This window comes from uncultured Maribacter sp. (assembly GCF_963977385.1).
Taxonomy (GTDB): domain Bacteria; phylum Bacteroidota; class Bacteroidia; order Flavobacteriales; family Flavobacteriaceae; genus Maribacter.
The window spans coordinates 83,487-101,332 of record NZ_CAXBOU010000005.1; the positions used below are offsets into that span (position 1 = coordinate 83,487).

Below are 17,846 nucleotides of genomic sequence, written 5' to 3' on the forward strand. Positions count from 1 at the left end.
AAATTAAGAATAAGAAAACCACACCTTTTGGCGTGGTTTTTTTAGTTTAGTACGGAGGTTAGTCTTTTGAATTGATAAATTATTATTTAGAATCATCTTCTGTCTTCACTTTGCTAAAAGCGTGCAATCCCTTAATTTATCGAATAACTAATAGTATTTAGCATAAATTTTCCTATTTTGATTATTGAATATTTTTTGACTTTATTGGTAGATGCAATAGTTGTCTAATGGTTAATATTGGAAATCAGATTATTATGAATTTAAGGATATTTTTACTTGTCCTATGTTGCCTAATCAATTTTTATTCTAGAGGTCAATTCAATAACTTCAAGTTTGAAAATTTAGATACAGTAGACGGTTTATCTAGTAGTACTTGTTTAACTATATTTCAAGATTCTGAAGGTTTTTTATGGTTTGGTACTATAGATGGCTTAAATAAATATAATGGTTATGAGTTTGAGGTTTATAAATCAATTTTAAATGACCCCAGTTCTATAAGTAATAATAGAATTAATGCAATAGTTGAGGATACGAGTGGCAATTTATGGATTGGTACAAATAATGGTCTTAACTATTTCGATAAAAAAACTAAAAGATTTCTACGCGTAGACCTCTACCAACAATTATCTCTAGCGAACAATCCACGTAAATTTATAAACGATCTATTTTTTGATAATGCGAATAATGTATTATGGGTAGCTACGAACAATGGTGTCATTAAAATTATTGTTGATGAGTTTGAAAGGGATGTATCAGATTTAAAGTTTTACTATTATTTAAATGATGATTCGAGCTTAAACTCATTAGATAATAATATTGTTAATGTGATTTTTAAAGATCAAGACGATGTTATTTGGGTGGGTACGAATGGTGCGTATTTAAATAAATATGATAAGGAGCGTGATAACTTTGATAGAGTTTTAATAGAAAATAAAAATGATTACGAACTTAATCATATACCTAAGAATGTTTTTGTCGATGCAGATAATGATTTTTGGATAGGCAATAATTTATCTAACATGATCTTTTGGGATAGAGCTAATAATATTTTTTCCCATAAAACATTTACTTCTGAAAAAGATATTGCCGTAAGAGATATGCATCTTGATAAAGATGGTAATATTTGGGCATCGACAGATGGTCATGGACTATTCTTATTAAATAAAACTAAGAATCAAGTAATTCAGCATCTGGTCAGTAATTTTTCAGATTCTTTCTCCTTACCAAATAACAAACCATCTAAAATATATGAAGATAAAAGCGGTATTCTTTGGATAGGAAGTTATGATAAAGGTGTAAGTAAATTAGACCCTTCGCAGTATGCATTTGGGCATTATTATTACCAACCAGGAAACCCAGATGGACTTAATGAGAAAATTGTTCAATCTGTTCTTGAAGATTCAAAAGAACGAATATGGATAAGTGCCTATAATGGAGGTTTGAATCTTTTCGATAAAGATACTAACACATTCAAACACTTTCTGCATGACCCAAATAATGTTAACAGTATAAGCTCAGACAAGATATTATATACGTTTGAATCTAATGATGGTCAAATATGGGTTTGTACCTTAGATGGCGGGTTAAGTAGATTTAACCCGGACAATTATAAAGTAAAAAGATTTTTACATAAAGAATCCGATGTGTTTTCAATTGGGCAAAACTCTGTTTGGTCTGGTGTTGAGGACAATGATAATAGACTATGGTTCGGACTTAGAACAGAAGGGTTAAGTTTATTTGATCCCGATAGTGAAAAATTTTACAACTTTAAAAACATAGCAGGAAAAGAGAATGGCTTGGCCAGTAATTTTGTATTTTTTTTATTCGTTGATTCTAGAAATAGGTTGTTTGTGGGTACATCATTAGGTCTAAATTATCTAGACCTTAATCAGCTCGAAAGTAGAATACCGGAAGCCTTAACTTTTAAGGAAATTAAAATACCTGGCATTGAAGACAATCTTGTAAACTATATAACTGAAGATTATTTAGGGAATATATGGGTAGGGTCAGATACAGGTATATATAAATTAGACCCTGAATCTAATTTGTTGAAATCGTATTCATCTAAAGAAGGTTTACCAAACAACTTAGTGGTGGGCATTGAAGAAGATGACAACCATAATTTTTGGGTTACTTCCAAAAGTGGACTATCATTTTTAAACCCAGAAACTAATCAAATAAAAAACTTTAATATTCATGATGGTCTTCAAGGTCCTGAATACCAAAGTAAATCAATAGATAAGACCAGTGATGGCCGAATATTGATTGGCGGTATAAATGGTTTTAATATTTTTCATCCTGATGATATTACATTACGACCATCAGCAAATATTAGTCCTATAATAACCCAATTTACACTTAATAATAAGCCAGTGGTTGTTGGTGATACTGTTAATAATCGAGTTTTATTGACAGATAGAATAACTGAAATAGAAAAACTTAAATTGAACTATGATGAGAATTATGTAGCCTTTGACTTTTTAGCGCTACATTTTGAAAACCCAGAAAGAGTTCAGTATGCTTATAAATTGTTTGGATTAGATAATGATTTTGAAACCATTGGTTCTAAGAGAGAAATCACCTATTCTAATCTTGACCCTGGCAAATATGTTTTTGAAGTAAAGGCATCATTAGATGGTAACTGGGATAAAGCTGAAGCAGCGATTGTGAATTTCGAAGTTCTTTCACCACCATGGAAAACATGGTGGGCTTATTTATTTTATACCTTATTCGGAATACTGGTATTCTATTTGGTTATGCGCTACTATACTCAAAAAGTAAAGGAAGGCCAAGAGCATGAATTAGATCAAATGAAGCTACAGTTTTTTGTGAATGTTTCGCATGAATTTAGAACACCTTTGACACTAATACTAAATCCGGTAGATAAAATACTTTCAAGTATAAATGAGTCTAGCCCAATGATGACATCGGCACAGACAATTCAACGAAGTGCTAGACGACTATTGCATTTAGTAAACCAGTTGCTAGATTATAGAAAAATGGATGTGGGTATGATGCCTTTACAGCTTGAAAAAGGCAATATAGTTGAGTTTTCTGAGGATATTTTTATGCTTTTTAAAGGCTTGGCAGAGCAGAAAGAATTGGACTATAAATTTACAAGCGATTCGAAGAAAATACTGGCCCATTTCGATTTAGATAAAGTTGAAAAAATTATTACCAATCTTATATCAAACGCCATAAAATTTACACCACCAGAAGGAAGAATTGAAGTTTCAATTCATAAAGTCTCTAAAAAAGTTAAAACCTACGATTCATTTTTTATGTATAAAGAAAAAATGGGCGATTATGTCGAGTTAGTAGTTAAAGACAGTGGTAAAGGACTTGATAAAACACAGTTGAAAAATGTTTTTTCTAGATTTTATAATTTGGATCTATCTAAAACTGGTACAGGCATTGGACTAAATTTCACCAAAGCTTTGATTGAGATGCATGGGGGTGATATTTCTGTAGAAAGTCAAGCGAAAGTAGGTAGTAAATTTATTGTGCGTATGCCTTTGAACCTTGATAAAGAAGCTACTGAAACAGAGAGTATTAAGAATGAGTTTCGTATAAATTCTATGAAAGCTGTAGAATATGATATGCTAACTACTAACGAGTTGGTGACATACAAAGATGATGTTACGACAGCGAATAACAAAGAACGGCCTACGATTCTTATAATTGAAGATAATAAAGAATTACGTACACATTTAACTAATGATCTAAGTGAATTTTATCAGGTAAGGCAGGCAGCAAATGGCGAAAAAGGCCTTCGGGCGGCAAAAAAGCATTTTCCAGATGTAATTATAAGTGATGTAATGATGCCAGTAATGGACGGCTTTGAATTATGTAAAAAAATTAAGAGCGAGTTTGAGACTTGTCATATCCCAGTATTACTCTTGACAGCAAAGAGTTTAGATGACGATAGAGTAGAAGGTTATCATAGTGGTGCTGATGCATATTTATCAAAACCTTTTGTGACTAGGGTGCTAATAGCCCGTATTAATAACTTACTTGAAACTAAAAAACGTTTAAGACAGCGATTTTCAGAGATTGGCGGAATTTTTCCGGCAAGTGAGGTGACTACGAATAGTATAGATGAGGTTTTCTTAGATCGAGTTACAAAAACGATTTTGAAAAATGTTGCTGATATGGATTTTAAGCAAGAAGATCTTCTTAAAGAATTAGGGGTCGGACGGTCACAATTATATAGGAAAATAAACTCGTTGACGGGTAATAACCCTAGTCATTACATGCGGACAGTAAGGTTAAGACATGCTGCCGAATTATTAAAAGAGAATAGATATTCCATTAAAGAGATATCATACATGACAGGCTTTAATTCTACAGCTTATTTCAGTAAAACGTTCAGAGAGCTTTTTAATGTAACCCCTACAGAATTTATAGGTAAGCAAGAAGGAGAAGAACTTTAACACCATTGCCCTTCTGGATTGAGGTAAATAAAAAGGCAGCTATAGATTAACTATAACTGCCTTTTAAACTAACTCAAAACAAACATTTTAATAACCAGGATTCTGGTTTATATTATCATTTAAACCTATTTGAGATGTAGGTATTGGAAATAAATAATTATCCCGAGAGAAATTACGGATAGATGATGGTTCTACAACAAGCGTACTTCTTTCACCTACAGCCGTAGTGGCAGTCGCTTCACCAAAACCATAACCTTCAGGACTATATAAATCAGGATTACCTTCGTAAACGGTGCCTTCAATTACAGCGCCAAATTTGGTTTCACCCAATTCTTCTTCTGCAATACCCCATCTTTTTAAATCATTAAACCGGGTTGCGCCTTCTGCATAAAGCTCAATAGTACGCTCTCTTCTAATTTCTGTCTCTAAATCCATATTATTGGCAGCTAAAAAGGAATTAGAGATTGCCGGTAATCCAGCTCTAGCTTTTACCAAGTTGATAGATTCGTTCATTTCAGCATCTGTAAGACTACCGTTTAGCTCGTACAAAGCTTCCGCATACATCAAATAAACTTCAGCCAAGCGAATAAAAGGCATGTCATAAGCTTCAGTTTTTGTTGCTCTGTATGCTTCATCCGTACCCCATTTCCAACTCATGAATTTTGAATTGAAATAGCCGAAATTGTTGGTGCCATTTAATTTTACATCTCCATTTTGAGGTATTTCACCAAGATTTTTATGGTAAGTAAAATAAGCCGTCATTCTGTAATCTCTGTCTTGAAACTCGTCAGGTGTATTTGCATAACCTTGAAATAATGGAGACTGATCTATAGGTAAACCATCGGTACTTAAGAAAAGGTCCATCATTTTTCTACTTGGCTTAACTCTACCTTCATAAACATGACTTAGTAAGTCTCCAGCTTGCCTAAATGTAAAATCGTATTTATTGTAAAAAATAAATTCTTTATTGGTAGCCTTATCTAATCCTGCTGGGTTAGAACCGCCATCTTCTAAATTAAAAAGGAAATTAGAACTTAAGTTATCTAGAACATCGTTGTAGTTCCATAGCTCAAAACCACCTTGGTCCATTATAGTTTTTGAAAGCGTTACAACTTCTTGTAAATAAGGATTTATATTAGAGGCATTAAAGCCCTCACTACCGGCTCCACTACCGACACCATCACCATCTGTAGTAGTGCCTACGTATTTCATCCAAGTAGCCTCATGTAATAAAACATCTGCTTTAAATGCCATAGCGGCCCATTTGCTAATTTTACCTTTGTCTTCAGAGGAAATCTCTTGTTCTGTAGGTAGCCCTGCAATTGCTTCATCTAAATCGGCTAAAATCTGTGCAACAACTTCATATCTGCTATTACGAGGTGCGTTTAGTTCTTCATCACCAACATCTAAAGATCTTGTTACCAAAGTAACACCGCCAAAACGTTGTACTAAATTGAAATATTGATAAGCTCTATGAAATTTAGTGGCTGCAACATAGGCTACAATGCTTTCGTCTCCTTCATAAGCTTCTGCACGTTCTAGTAAAAGATTCATGTCTCTAATAGCTGCATAAGGATCTGAATAGTAATCATCCGATTCTGGTGCTCGAGTATCACCTCTACTATATTCTTGCATACCACTATCTTCGGTATAACCAACTAAATCAGAACCGTGATCGGCATATATACCTTGGTCGAATCTCCAGGTCATTAAGTTTGTGTAAAACCTGTTAGATCCAGTTAAAAAATGATCAGCTTCAGTGTAATAGACTTGGTCTGTAATTTCTGCTGGCGGATCTAAGTCTATAAATTCGTCTTCACATGAGGTGAAGAACACCATTAGGCATGGTACTATTATATATATTATTTTTTTCATCTGTATATTATTTTATGATGTGTTAACTACTTATTATTTGTCTTAAAGAGATACTTTTAAGCCCAATGCCCAAGTACGCATAAATGGATAGGCACTATTATTAGAACTCGCTTGAAATTCAGGGTCATAACCATCTTTTACACTTGTTAACTCAAACAGATCATTTCCTGAAAAATAGATACGTAAGTTATCGATGGGTGTATTTCCTATCTGTAAATCCTTAAAATTATATCCTATAATTAGAGACTTTAATCTCATATATTTATTGTTCTGTAAGATGTGATCTTTACTCCTATAGTTCCATGCAGATAAACCTCTTTGTGTAGTTAACCTTGGAAACTCCGCATTTCTATTATCTTCTGTCCATGTTCTGCCCAACCATGTGTTAGATTGGTTTTGCCATTCCGCTTGAAAAGGTTGTGCAAAATATCCGGTTCTATAAATATTATGATCAAGAGCGCCTTGAAAAAATGCACTGATATCAAAATTCTTATATTTTACATCAAAATTAAATCCGTAAACATAATGTTGTGCAGCATCACCACTATACGTTAAGTCTTCGTTGTCAAGGGTGCCATCTCCGTTAGAATCTATTACTTTCATATCACCTGGACGCAAAGCATCGTTAGAGCTTTGAGAAGGTAAAATTCCACCTTCGTTTAAGCTAGCATAATAAGAGTCAACTTCGGCTTGAGAATCAAAATAACCATCTGTTTCCCATAAGAAGAATGAGTTTATTGGTCTATTTAAAATGTTTCTAGAATCTTCAGCAGCATTAAGGTTTTCAAAAATAGTTTGAGCACCATCATATTCAGTGATTTCGTTTCTAGAATCACTCATATTCGCACTTACTGTAAAATCTACTTCACCTATTTTACCTTGATAACCTAACACGGCTTCCCATCCGTTAGTCTCTAAAGTACCAATATTGGTAAACGGAGTTGAGGTACCCAATACATCTGTTTCAATACCTCTAACCAACATACCAACATTATCTTTTTGATAAAGGTCAAAAGAACCGAATACTTTACTGTTGAACAATCTAAAATCAACGCCGATTTCTTTGTTAACAATTCTTTCCCAAGTAGTGCTGTTACTAAATAAGCTACTTGCTCTAGAGGTTGCTTGTTGTCCTGCATTTGTTACTCCGAATACAGTAGTACCAAAATTAACAGTAGATAAATAACCAAAATCACCAATGCCAGATGTACTACCTAATTCACCATAACCACCTCTTAATTTCAAAAATGTAATAAGGTTACTTTCTTTAAGGAAGTTTTCAGAGCTAATGACCCAACCACCAGAAATACTACCGTAATTTGACCATTTTGAACCTTCAGAAAATCTTGATGAACCATCTCGTCTTCCTTGTACTTCTAATAAGTACTTATTTTTGTAATCATAGTTTATACGACCAATATAACCAAAGAATCCCCAAGAAGTTCCACCGCCAGAAGTTGTTACTAATTGATCCGTGGCTCCTATATTGATATCATAAACCCCGTAATCAACAAAGCCATTTCTTTTAATGTTATATTCGTTGACTTCATTTTTTTCAGCCTCTATTGCTAAAAGTCCAGATAGGTTATGATCGCCAAACTGATTTGAATAATTAAAAGCACCTTTGTAATTCTTATAGGTAATATTACCATCATTTTTATCAGGACCAGTTCCTTCTTGAATAGATGTCGTATTATTTATATTATTTGAAAAACCACCTCCCCAACTATACAGTGGTACCGATACATTGTATGTTTGATATTCACTATTTTGTCGACTAATAGCGTAAGAACCACTAAAATCTAAATGGTCGGTTAATTTATATGTCGCTAAGGCAGATATTTTAAACTGTTCAACGGTTTTATTCTCACGGCCACCATCTATTACTTGTGCAACACCATTTCTGTCACCTGTAATAAGGTCACCTCCAAAGTTTGCATAGTATTGTCCGTCTGCATTATAGGTTGGAAAAAGAGGAGCATCCCATGTTGCTGCTTCTCTACCTAAACCTCCAGAGGGTCCTGAAAAGTTATTATTATAATATGTAACATTTGTATTTATATTTAGTCTATCGCTAATATCTACACCATAGTTCATGGAAAAATTATATCTATCAGAACTATCATCTGCAACCTTTAGTCCACCAACATTGTTATCATACCCTGCAGAAATACGGAAATTACTTTTTTCTGTACCTCCAGATAAACTAATATTATGTTGGCTAGAATAAGAATTACCGAACATTTCATCAAATCTTGGCGCATTACCCAACCAAATGTTTCCATTTATAGGTAAATCATAATAGCCTTCATCACCAGAAGCAATTCGATCTACAGTTTCAAGATTGTTCCAAAAGAAATATCTAGGTGGTTTTCCAGAAGCTATATCTTCACGAGCTGCTGCAGCATATAATTGACCATATTGTGACATTGTAGGTGTCGGTGGGCGTATACCTATAGTACCAACTCTGGAAACGGTACTGATGTCTATTGAAATCTTTCCTTTTCCTTTTTTTGTTGTAACTAAAATGACACCACCAGCTGCACGCGAACCATATACAGATGCAGACCCACCTTTTAATACGCTTATGCTTTCAATATCATTTGGATTCATGTCATTAAATGATGAAGAATTTATTGAAGGGATACCATCAATAACAATTAGAGGTTCTATACCATTAATTGAAGAAGCTCCTCTAATAAGGAAATTAACATCTTCATCACCAGGTCTTGATGAGGTACGGGTGACTACCAAACCAGGAGTTCTACCTTGAAGTGCTAATGCAGGACTACCTACGGCCAAATCTTCAAAAGCCTCTGCCTTAACTTGTTCTACGGCACCTGTTAGAGTTTCTTTTCTGGCAGTACCATACCCTACAACTACTACTTCTTCTAAGGCAGTTGTATCAGGTTCTAATGTTATATTAATAACACTGTTTGTACCTATAGGCAGTTCCTGTTTTGTAAAACCTATATAAGAAAATACAAGAACACTATTCGATGATGGTACTGATATTGAATAATTACCATCAAAATCTGTTTGGGCTCCTATAGTAGTTCCCTTTACAATAATAGTAACACCTGGTAGCCCCATGCCGTCATCACTACTAATTACTGAACCTGTAATTGTAGATTGTTGTTTCACTTTTAAAAGAGGTGCTTCACTTTTAAGTGATGTGCTGGTCGTGATTGCATATGCCTGATCTGCAAACAAAATTGCAAACCCTACCAATAAAGGTATCATGGTCCGCAATTTCCATTTAGATAGTTTGTTTAGTTTAATCATAAGATTGTTAATTTAATTAGTTAATTGATGTTGATTAATGAGTTTCCTGATACATAAAATATCATGTTGTTAATTGTTAAGCCAATGTTAATTATAATTGACACAATCGATTATAAATTATTACTCAATGGTTATAAATTATATTTCTTTTTGCTATTACTAGCGGTAAATTCATTTATTGAACCCCTTTTTTTTAGTTGATAGGTACTTTTTTAACATTAATTTGACGAGTCTTTAATTTTATAGTATCAGCTATATTATTTAATATATTTTCTATTCCTATTATATGATTACCTATTTAGTTTTATTAGATATGGCGTTTAATAATCTGTTATTAAGGGTTTTATATATTATTCATTAGTGTTGTTATAATATGCGTTCACCTGAATAGAGTTTGTATCCTTACTAAAATGAATATCCTCAGTATTAACCTTCATACCAGTGAAAGCTAAATTTTTAATTTATGTGGTTCAGATTTGATTTTTTAAGGAAAAAGGAGGCGGTATCATTGTAAACCAAATATTCGTGTTAATTTTTAGTTGATTTGGACACTATTTTATAGTGTTTGAATGATAGTTTATCTCCTTCAAAAGACATTCTTAATAAACTTGTTTGACAGTAATTCATCAGCAATTTCATCAGTGAAATTTTCCTTTCCAAATCATTTTACTGAATTAAACATTTACAAACTATGGCATCAACTTGCCTAATTATTAAGAAAAATATGAATCGATTATTCCTATTACTATTCGCTGTAGCATTAACTAATTGTACCGATAATAAAGAGGAGAGTACAGTTAATATCGAAAAGATATTATCGCAAAACGTAGAAAAAACCAAAGAGACGCTAAAGGAATTAACACCAGACCAAGGGTTTGCAAGAAATATTCCTAAGGAGCAAACTAATTGGGAATTGGTAGGTGTAAAAGATTGGTGCAGTGGTTTTTGGCCTGGCGTTATCTGGTATGGATATGAAGCTTCAGGTGATGAACAGCTTAGATTACAGGCAGAAAAATTTACAGAGCCTCTGAAAGGCATAGCTTATAGTCCGGCAGAAAACCATGACATTGGTTTTATGCTATATACCAGTTTTGGTAATGGGTATAGGTTAACCAAGAATGAAGAATATAAGAATGTTCTATTGGCAGCTGCAGACACTTTAGCTACTCTTTATAATCCTAAAGTAGGTTCTATATTATCATGGCCATCACAAACCCAGTTTAGACATAATACTATAATAGATAATATGATGAACCTAGAACTTTTGTTTTGGGCAGCAAAAAATGGCGGTAAAAAAGAATTATATGATATAGCAGAAAGCCATGCCTTGGTAACTATGAAATATTTAGTTAGAAAAGATAGTGCTATATATCATGTAGGTTCTTTTGATGAAACTACGGGCGAATTTTTAAAAGGGCAAACGCATCAAGGGTATGCAGATGAATCTATGTGGGCTAGGGGTCAAGCGTGGGGTATATATGGTTTTAGTGTTGCTTATAGGGAAACTCATAGAAAGGAGTTTTTAGATACGGCCATAAAAGTTTCTGAACATTATTTAAATAGACTGCCAGAAGATGGTATTCCATATTGGGATTTTGATGATGTAAATATTCCTAATGTTCCAAAAGATGCTTCTGCAGCTGCTATAGCCGCGTGTGGATTGTTAGAATTATCGAAGTATGTAGCAAGCGAAGAACAATCTAAAAAATACATGAAGGCTGCAAGAAGAATGATAAATTTATTATCAGAGGCACCATATTATAGTGGAGATACCAATCAGGCACTTTTACTACATTCAACAGGGCATTTACCTCATGAATCAGAAATTGATATACCTATTATATATGCTGATTATTATTATATGGAAGCATTATTAAGATTACAGAAAATGGATGAAGAAAATTCATCTGAATTAACTAAATCTTAAATTAAAATTTTAAGATTACGTTTCTAAAATACTTTGAGTTTTATAGTGATGTTTTGCCTACAAAACACTGTAGGTCAATATATTATTAATGATAATAGGCTCCGATGTTTTAAGGCATTTTTAACTCAAACAAGATCAACTTAAACATGAATAAAAAAATACTTTTATGGTCTATAACCGCTGCATTAGCAGGATTTCTATTTGGTTTTGATGTAGTCGTTATTTCGGGCGCTGATAAGAAATTACAAGAATTATGGCTATCATCAGATTCTTTTCATGGTTGGGTGGTTATGGGTATGGCGCTATGGGGTACGGTAGTTGGTGCTATCTTTGGAGGTAAGCCTACCAATACTTATGGTAGAAAAAATACCTTAATAGCTATTGGAGTGCTATTCGCATTTTCAGCCATAGGTTCGGCATTGGCGAACGACCCTTATATTTTTGCACTTTTTAGATTTATTGGTGGTATAGGGGTAGGAGCTTCTACCATTGCGGCACCCGCTTATATTTCTGAAATTTCACCAGCGAACGAACGAGGAAAGTTAGTGGCTATGTATCAATTCAATATCGTTTTTGGTATTTTAATAGCATTTCTATCTAATTATTTATTGAGTGGTAGTGGTGAAAACGATTGGCGCTGGATGTTGGGTGTGGAAGCGATACCTGCTGTATTATATATACTTTTCGCGTTAAAGATACCCAAAAGTCCAAGATGGTTATTGTCAAAAAATAGAATAGAAGAAGCTAAGAAAGTATTGGCAATAATAAACCCGGATATTGATGTTGAACAACAGCTTAAAGCTATTGACGGAGGAGATAAAAAACCAGATACATCAGAAACCATTTTCATCAAAAAATACCGTTTTCCGCTAACTTTAGCCTTTTTAATTGCTTTTTTTAATCAATTTTCAGGAATAAACGCCTTTTTGTATTATGCACCAAGAATTTTTGAAGAAGCAGGATTGGGGGAAAGTACGGCACTTTTAAGTAGTATTGGAATTGGAGTTACAAATTTAGTTTTTACACTTTTAGGAGTCTTTTTAATAGATAAATTAGGGAGAAAAACCCTAATGTATTTTGGGTCTGTTGGCTACATTATTTCATTGAGTTTGGTTGCAACGGCTTTCTTTCTAAATTGGACAGGTATGGCAGTTCCCATTTTTTTATTCCTTTTTATAGCAGCTCATGCCATTGGTCAAGGGGCTGTAATCTGGGTATTTATCTCTGAAATATTCCCTAATCACTTAAGGGCATCGGGTCAATCATTCGGTAGTACAACGCATTGGATATTAGCGGCTTTAATTCCGTCATTAATTCCTTATTTATTTAGTCACCCCACAATAGGGGCAGGAGTGGTATTTCTCTTTTTTGCTGCAATGATGGTTTTGCAATTACTTTTTGTAGCTTTTATGATGCCGGAAACAAAAGGCAAAACTCTTGAAGAGTTAGAGGAATTAATGTTGAATAATAAATAATTATAATATGAGTAAGAAAGTATTGAGCTTAATATTTCTATTTTTTCATGTCACCATTTTTGTTTTCGCAGGAGATGTAGATACACTAATTGTGCATAGTAATGCAATGAATAAGGACATTAAAAATGTAGTTATTACGCCAGAAGGGTATGCAAAAAAAGATAGCGCCTATTCAGTTGTTTATTTATTGCATGGTGCAGGTGGAGATTATAAAACGTGGTTAAAAGTAGCACCTAAATTAAAGGAATACTCAGATTTTTATAATGTTATAATTGTATGTCCTGATGGTGAAAGAACGAGTTGGTACTTAGATAGCCCAATAGACTCTACTTATAAGTATGAAACTTATGTTTCAAAAGAACTCATTGCCACTGTCGATAAAAAGTATAATACCGTTAAAGAGGCAAAAGGTAGAGCAATTTCTGGTTTAAGCATGGGTGGGCATGGTGCATTATACTTGGCTTTTAGACATACGGATATTTGGGGTGCTGCGGCTAGTATGAGCGGAGGTGTTGATTTAAGACCGTATGGTTTACGATGGGAAATACAAAAACGTTTGGGAAGTATAACTGAGCATCCAGAGTATTGGGAGGAAAATAGTGTCATCAATTTAATACATCTAATTAGCGATAAAAAGTTAACCTTTCAGATAGATTGCGGAACAGAAGATTTCTTCTATCCGGATAATAAGAGATTGCATGAGAAATTAATAGAAAGAAAAATTCCGCATGATTACACGGAAAGACCTGGTAAGCATAATACCGATTATTGGAGAAATTCTATTAAGTATCAATTGTTGTTTTTTAATGATTTCTTCAACAAATCAGAATAATAGGAATAGTGAATTTACAATCTCAAATATTGAAAAACAAAAGATTTTATCTATTGTTATTGGTTACAATAATTAGCGGTTCAACAGTTCTTGCTCAAGAGACAATACACCCTAGAATTTATATAACAGACCAGAAAAAAGCGTCCTTCTTAGAATCCATTGAAGCTGTAGAATGGAAAAAGGAATTGATAGAGGAGAAAAAAGAACGATTACAAAAGTATATTCAGCTGTGGCAAAAAAATCCTGAATGGTTGGTTTCTAGATTACAAATGAATTGGAAGACCAAGCATGATAAAGTCTTTTTAAAAGAAGGAGATTTTTCGCATTCAGAAGGTAGTGCTCCTGTACCCACGGTTCGTTTTTCAGGAACAAGAGATTGGGCTACAGAATATAAAACACCTTCTTTAGAAACCGTTGAGCCTTATTTAGATGACCCTAGAGGTTTATATTTAGAGCACAAAAAAACAGGTAAAAAAGAATGGGTTCATCCAAAAGAAGCAGGTCATACAATAGAAGGTATTAATCGTAAGGTTATGGCACTGGTAGAAGATGCCGCGTTTCTATATTGGGTTACTGGCGATAAGGTTTATGCAGATTTTGCTACACCTGTTTATATGACCTATGTAGAAGGAATGTATCATAGAAATGCACCAATAGATTTAAGTAATTCAAATCAACAGTATATTTCTGGCTTAGCAACTTTTGAGGTAATCCATGAAAAAGTATTGGTCAATCTAGTAACAACCTATGACTTTTTATATGACCATTTTAAGGATAATAAACTAGATATATCCCAAAGTGAAGCTGTGTTTCAAAAATGGGGAGATCAAATTATAAAAAACGGCATACCTAATAATAATTGGAATTTTTTTCAAGCAAGGTTTCTTACCTACGTAGCACTGGTCTTAGAGCCAAATAAAAACTATAAAAACGGAAAGGGCAGAGAATATTTTTTAGATCATACGTTTAATACATCAACTGATAGACAAACCTCTCTTAAAGAATCTTTATTGGTATATGATCAAGCAAACGGAATATGGCCAGAATCTGCTTCATATTCGGTTCATGTTATTACCACTCTTTTAAATATCATTACCCTTTTAGATAATGCTACCAATATCAATGAACTATCAAATTTTCCTGTAGTTGAGAAAGCAGCCTTATCATCATTTCAATATCTTTTTCCGTCAGGATATACCATAGGTTTCGGCGATTCGAACCACAAAAAACTGCCAGCAGAAAACTTTGAATTATTGATTACCAATTACAATAAATACAGTCAGAAAGATAAATTACAAGTTATATCTAGTTTGCTAAATGAAATGATCGCAGATGGGGATTATGAAAGAAAGGCAAAAGACCTTTTTCAATTATTCTTCTATGTTGATTCTCTAGACGTCGATAAGGCTAATAATGAGTCAGAAATACAATTGACAACACCTACATTTTACGCTCCAAACGTTAGTTGGTTTAACCAAAGATTGGGTAGTGGTGAAAATGCTATGATGGTGGCTACAACCGGCTCTTACGGTAACCATACACATGCAAATGGAGTGTCAATTGAATTATATGCAAATGGCTATGTTCTAGGTCCAGATATGGGTAAGGGTTCTAGTTATTGGCATGATGATCATAGGCAATACTATTCTAGAATGCCTGCCCATAATACGGTAGTAGTAGATGGTATTTCAGATTATGAAGCTATGCGCAGTTATCATGCATTTAGTTTGGAAAATAGTTTTCCATTATCAGGTGAATCTTCTACTTTCGAGAAAGTTACTTTTTCAAATGTTTCATTTTTAGAACCTAAAACAAAAGCCAAGCAACAACGGTTTACATCTACTATTTTAGGACCGTCTGGTCAAGGTTATGTATTGGATATTTTTAGGTCTAAAAAACAAAATGAAGGAGTACAGCGACATGACTATTTTTACCATAATCTTGGTACAGAGCTAACATTAGAAATCAATCAAAACACTTTAGCTTTAGAAAGCACTAATGATTTAGGCAGTCATCAGGGAGACTTAACAGCTTATGATTACTTAAAGGAAAAAAAGAAGGTTGAAACAACAAAAGATTTCACTGCAAATTTCAACTTTAATAATGGAGAAACTTCTGCAAACCTAATGGAAGTTTGGGTTAAGGGTAGTGCTGATCAATCGGTGTATACAGCAATGGCACCAAAATCTAAAGCTATTACCAGTGGTACGGCACCAAATTTTTTGGTAGATAAACCTTTACCAACTTTAATTGTGCAACGTAATGCAGAAGCATGGAAAAATCCATTTGCGATGGTGTATAATCCTACTCCAAAAGACGGGTCTAACCCAATATTCAATGTTCAGTTTTCAAAATCGGAACAAAATGCAAGCACACAATTTGTAGAGGTAACATTTGCAGATGGTGTTACTAAAGATAGGTTTGCTGTAAACGATTCTGATGGAGCTATTTTACAGGAAGACGGCTTATATCAAAATGGATTTTTGTCTATTGTAAGAAATAAAAAGAATAATCCTTCTTTCATTTTTCTATCGGGTATGTACAAATTTGAACAGGACAATTGGGGTGTTTTGGCATCAGGTGAACCGGTTACGGTCTCATTTGAAATTACCAAAGAAGAAATCACAATACAAAACAACAACCCTATAGTTTTCAATATACCACAACCAGAAGTAGGCAAAGAAGCCATATTATTCGTCTATGAAGGTGAAAAATTAATTGACACTAGAAAAGGCTTGAAAAGTTGGACAAATGATAAGCAATTAGAATTTAGATTATCTAAAGGTTATACAAAAGCAATAGTTAAAATTAGAGACATTAAAAATGAAGAATAGAAAACAAAACTATTTCACAAAGTGGAACATGTTCTTATTGGTTATGTTTCTATGCGTCTCTGTATATGGGCAAAAAAAGTTTAGCAGCATTATTCCAGGAAAAGAGGTAAAGGAACTAATCTATAAGATTGTTGATGCCGATACCCTAAAAATGGAACTTTATTTTCCTGACAATTTAAAGAAGAACAAAAAGTACCCAACAATTGTTTTTTACTACGGTGGTGGATGGAACGGCGGTACAGTTGACCAATTTAGAGATCAAGCAGGGTATTTTGCATCTCGTGGTATGGTTACCGTATTAGTAGATTATAGGGTAAAAAGTAGACATGGTTCTACACCATATGAATCTGTGAAAGATGCTAAATCGGCTATAAGATATTTAAAAGCACATGCAAAAGAATTACATATAGATAAAAAGAAAATGGTAGCCTCAGGTGGATCTGCAGGTGGTCATTTAGCTGCGGCGGTAGCATTATTGCCAGGTGTTAATGAAAGTACAGACGATGTTTCGATCAACACAAAGGTAAGCGCCTTGGTATTGTATAATTCTGTAGTTGATAATGGTCCTGGACCTGGTGGATTTCAACACGAAAGAATGGGCGAAGCGTACTTGACCATTTCTCCCATTCATAATATTAAGAAAGGAGCACCGCCAACAATGTTTATTCTGGGCGATAAAGACCATTTAATTCCGGTTTCTGTAGCGGATGATTATAAGGCAAGAATGGATGCCGTTGGTAGTAGATGTGAAGTGCTAATTTATGAGGGTCAAGGTCATGGCTTTTTTAATATAAGGGTAGACACAGATGAGTATTATATGATAACAACACGTGAGGTTGATAAATTTTTATCATCACTGGGTTATATAAAAGGTGAACCCACTTTATAATAGGGCATATTTATGAATAAATGTATACTCATTTCGTTAATGATGTTTCTGATGTTTTCAGGTGTATCGGAAAATAAGTCAATGGCACTATTTGTAAATCCGGCGTGATAGTTCTTGGGATTTGGAACAAAAGTCCGGCAGTGGAAAACAACGGATTAAAAAAAGGTGTTGTAATACCTATGGCAGCGGCAGGTCACTTAAAAATGTAAATTACTTTTTTATCATCGACCAAAATCTTCAAAAAGAAGAAAAACCAGAAGTAGTGGTAATGCGCAATCAAGTTGAGAAAATACTAT

The 17,846-nt window shown here is 33.8% G+C and carries 8 protein-coding genes; 6 read left to right on the forward strand and 2 right to left on the reverse strand.

The window, feature by feature from the left end:
- Positions 1–254: 254 nt before the first annotated feature.
- Positions 255–4,433 carry a two-component regulator propeller domain-containing protein gene (locus AAC084_RS07855; RefSeq protein ID WP_339839167.1) on the forward strand — a complete coding sequence of 1,393 codons (4,179 nt, stop codon included), beginning with the start codon at positions 255–257 and terminating at the stop codon, positions 4,431–4,433.
- Positions 4,434–4,520: 87 nt separating this feature from the next.
- On the opposite strand, the gene AAC084_RS07860 is transcribed toward AAC084_RS07855, so the two are convergent.
- On the reverse strand, positions 4,521–6,308 hold the full coding sequence (locus tag AAC084_RS07860) for a RagB/SusD family nutrient uptake outer membrane protein (RefSeq protein WP_339839170.1): 1,788 nt from the start codon (positions 6,306–6,308) through the stop codon (positions 4,521–4,523).
- Positions 6,309–6,350: 42 nt separating this feature from the next.
- Positions 6,351–9,593 (reverse strand): TonB-dependent receptor, encoded by a 3,243-nt coding sequence (locus tag AAC084_RS07865; RefSeq protein ID WP_339839172.1) that lies wholly within the window; start codon positions 9,591–9,593, stop codon positions 6,351–6,353.
- 691 nt (positions 9,594–10,284) lie between these two features.
- Between AAC084_RS07865 and AAC084_RS07870 the strand changes: the two genes are divergently transcribed.
- The 5 genes from AAC084_RS07870 (at position 10,285) to AAC084_RS07890 (ending at position 17,550) form a co-directional block, all read left to right on the forward strand.
- Positions 10,285–11,520: a glycoside hydrolase family 88 protein gene (locus AAC084_RS07870; protein WP_339839175.1), complete on the forward strand. Its 1,236-nt coding sequence runs from the start codon at positions 10,285–10,287 to the stop codon at positions 11,518–11,520.
- A 146-nt stretch (positions 11,521–11,666) separates the two neighbouring features.
- Complete coding sequence (locus AAC084_RS07875; protein WP_339839177.1) at positions 11,667–12,995, forward strand: sugar porter family MFS transporter; 1,329 nt, start codon at positions 11,667–11,669, stop codon at positions 12,993–12,995.
- A gap of 7 nt (positions 12,996–13,002) precedes the next feature.
- A complete protein-coding gene (locus tag AAC084_RS07880) occupies positions 13,003–13,827 on the forward strand; it encodes an alpha/beta hydrolase family protein (RefSeq protein ID WP_339839180.1) in 825 nt (274 codons plus the stop codon).
- 29 nt (positions 13,828–13,856) lie between these two features.
- Positions 13,857–16,661 carry a heparinase II/III family protein gene (locus tag AAC084_RS07885; protein ID WP_339839182.1) on the forward strand — a complete coding sequence of 935 codons (2,805 nt, stop codon included), beginning with the start codon at positions 13,857–13,859 and terminating at the stop codon, positions 16,659–16,661.
- Complete coding sequence (locus AAC084_RS07890) at positions 16,651–17,550, forward strand: alpha/beta hydrolase (RefSeq protein WP_339839185.1); 900 nt, start codon at positions 16,651–16,653, stop codon at positions 17,548–17,550. Before AAC084_RS07885 ends, AAC084_RS07890 begins: the two co-directional genes overlap by 11 nt.
- The last annotated feature ends 296 nt before the right edge of the window (positions 17,551–17,846 follow it).

What these genes read in the sequence shown, in the direction of transcription:
- AAC084_RS07855 (WP_339839167.1), top strand. Translation starts at nt 255, where the DNA reads ATGAATTTAAGGATATTTTTACTTGTCCTATGTTGCCTAATCAATTTT.
- AAC084_RS07860 (WP_339839170.1), bottom strand. Translation starts at nt 6,308, where the DNA reads ATGAAAAAAATAATATATATAATAGTACCATGCCTAATGGTGTTCTTC.
- AAC084_RS07865 (WP_339839172.1), bottom strand. Translation starts at nt 9,593, where the DNA reads ATGATTAAACTAAACAAACTATCTAAATGGAAATTGCGGACCATGATA.
- AAC084_RS07870 (WP_339839175.1), top strand. Translation starts at nt 10,285, where the DNA reads ATGGCATCAACTTGCCTAATTATTAAGAAAAATATGAATCGATTATTC.
- AAC084_RS07875 (WP_339839177.1), top strand. Translation starts at nt 11,667, where the DNA reads ATGAATAAAAAAATACTTTTATGGTCTATAACCGCTGCATTAGCAGGA.
- AAC084_RS07880 (WP_339839180.1), top strand. Translation starts at nt 13,003, where the DNA reads ATGAGTAAGAAAGTATTGAGCTTAATATTTCTATTTTTTCATGTCACC.
- AAC084_RS07890 (WP_339839185.1), top strand. Translation starts at nt 16,651, where the DNA reads ATGAAGAATAGAAAACAAAACTATTTCACAAAGTGGAACATGTTCTTA.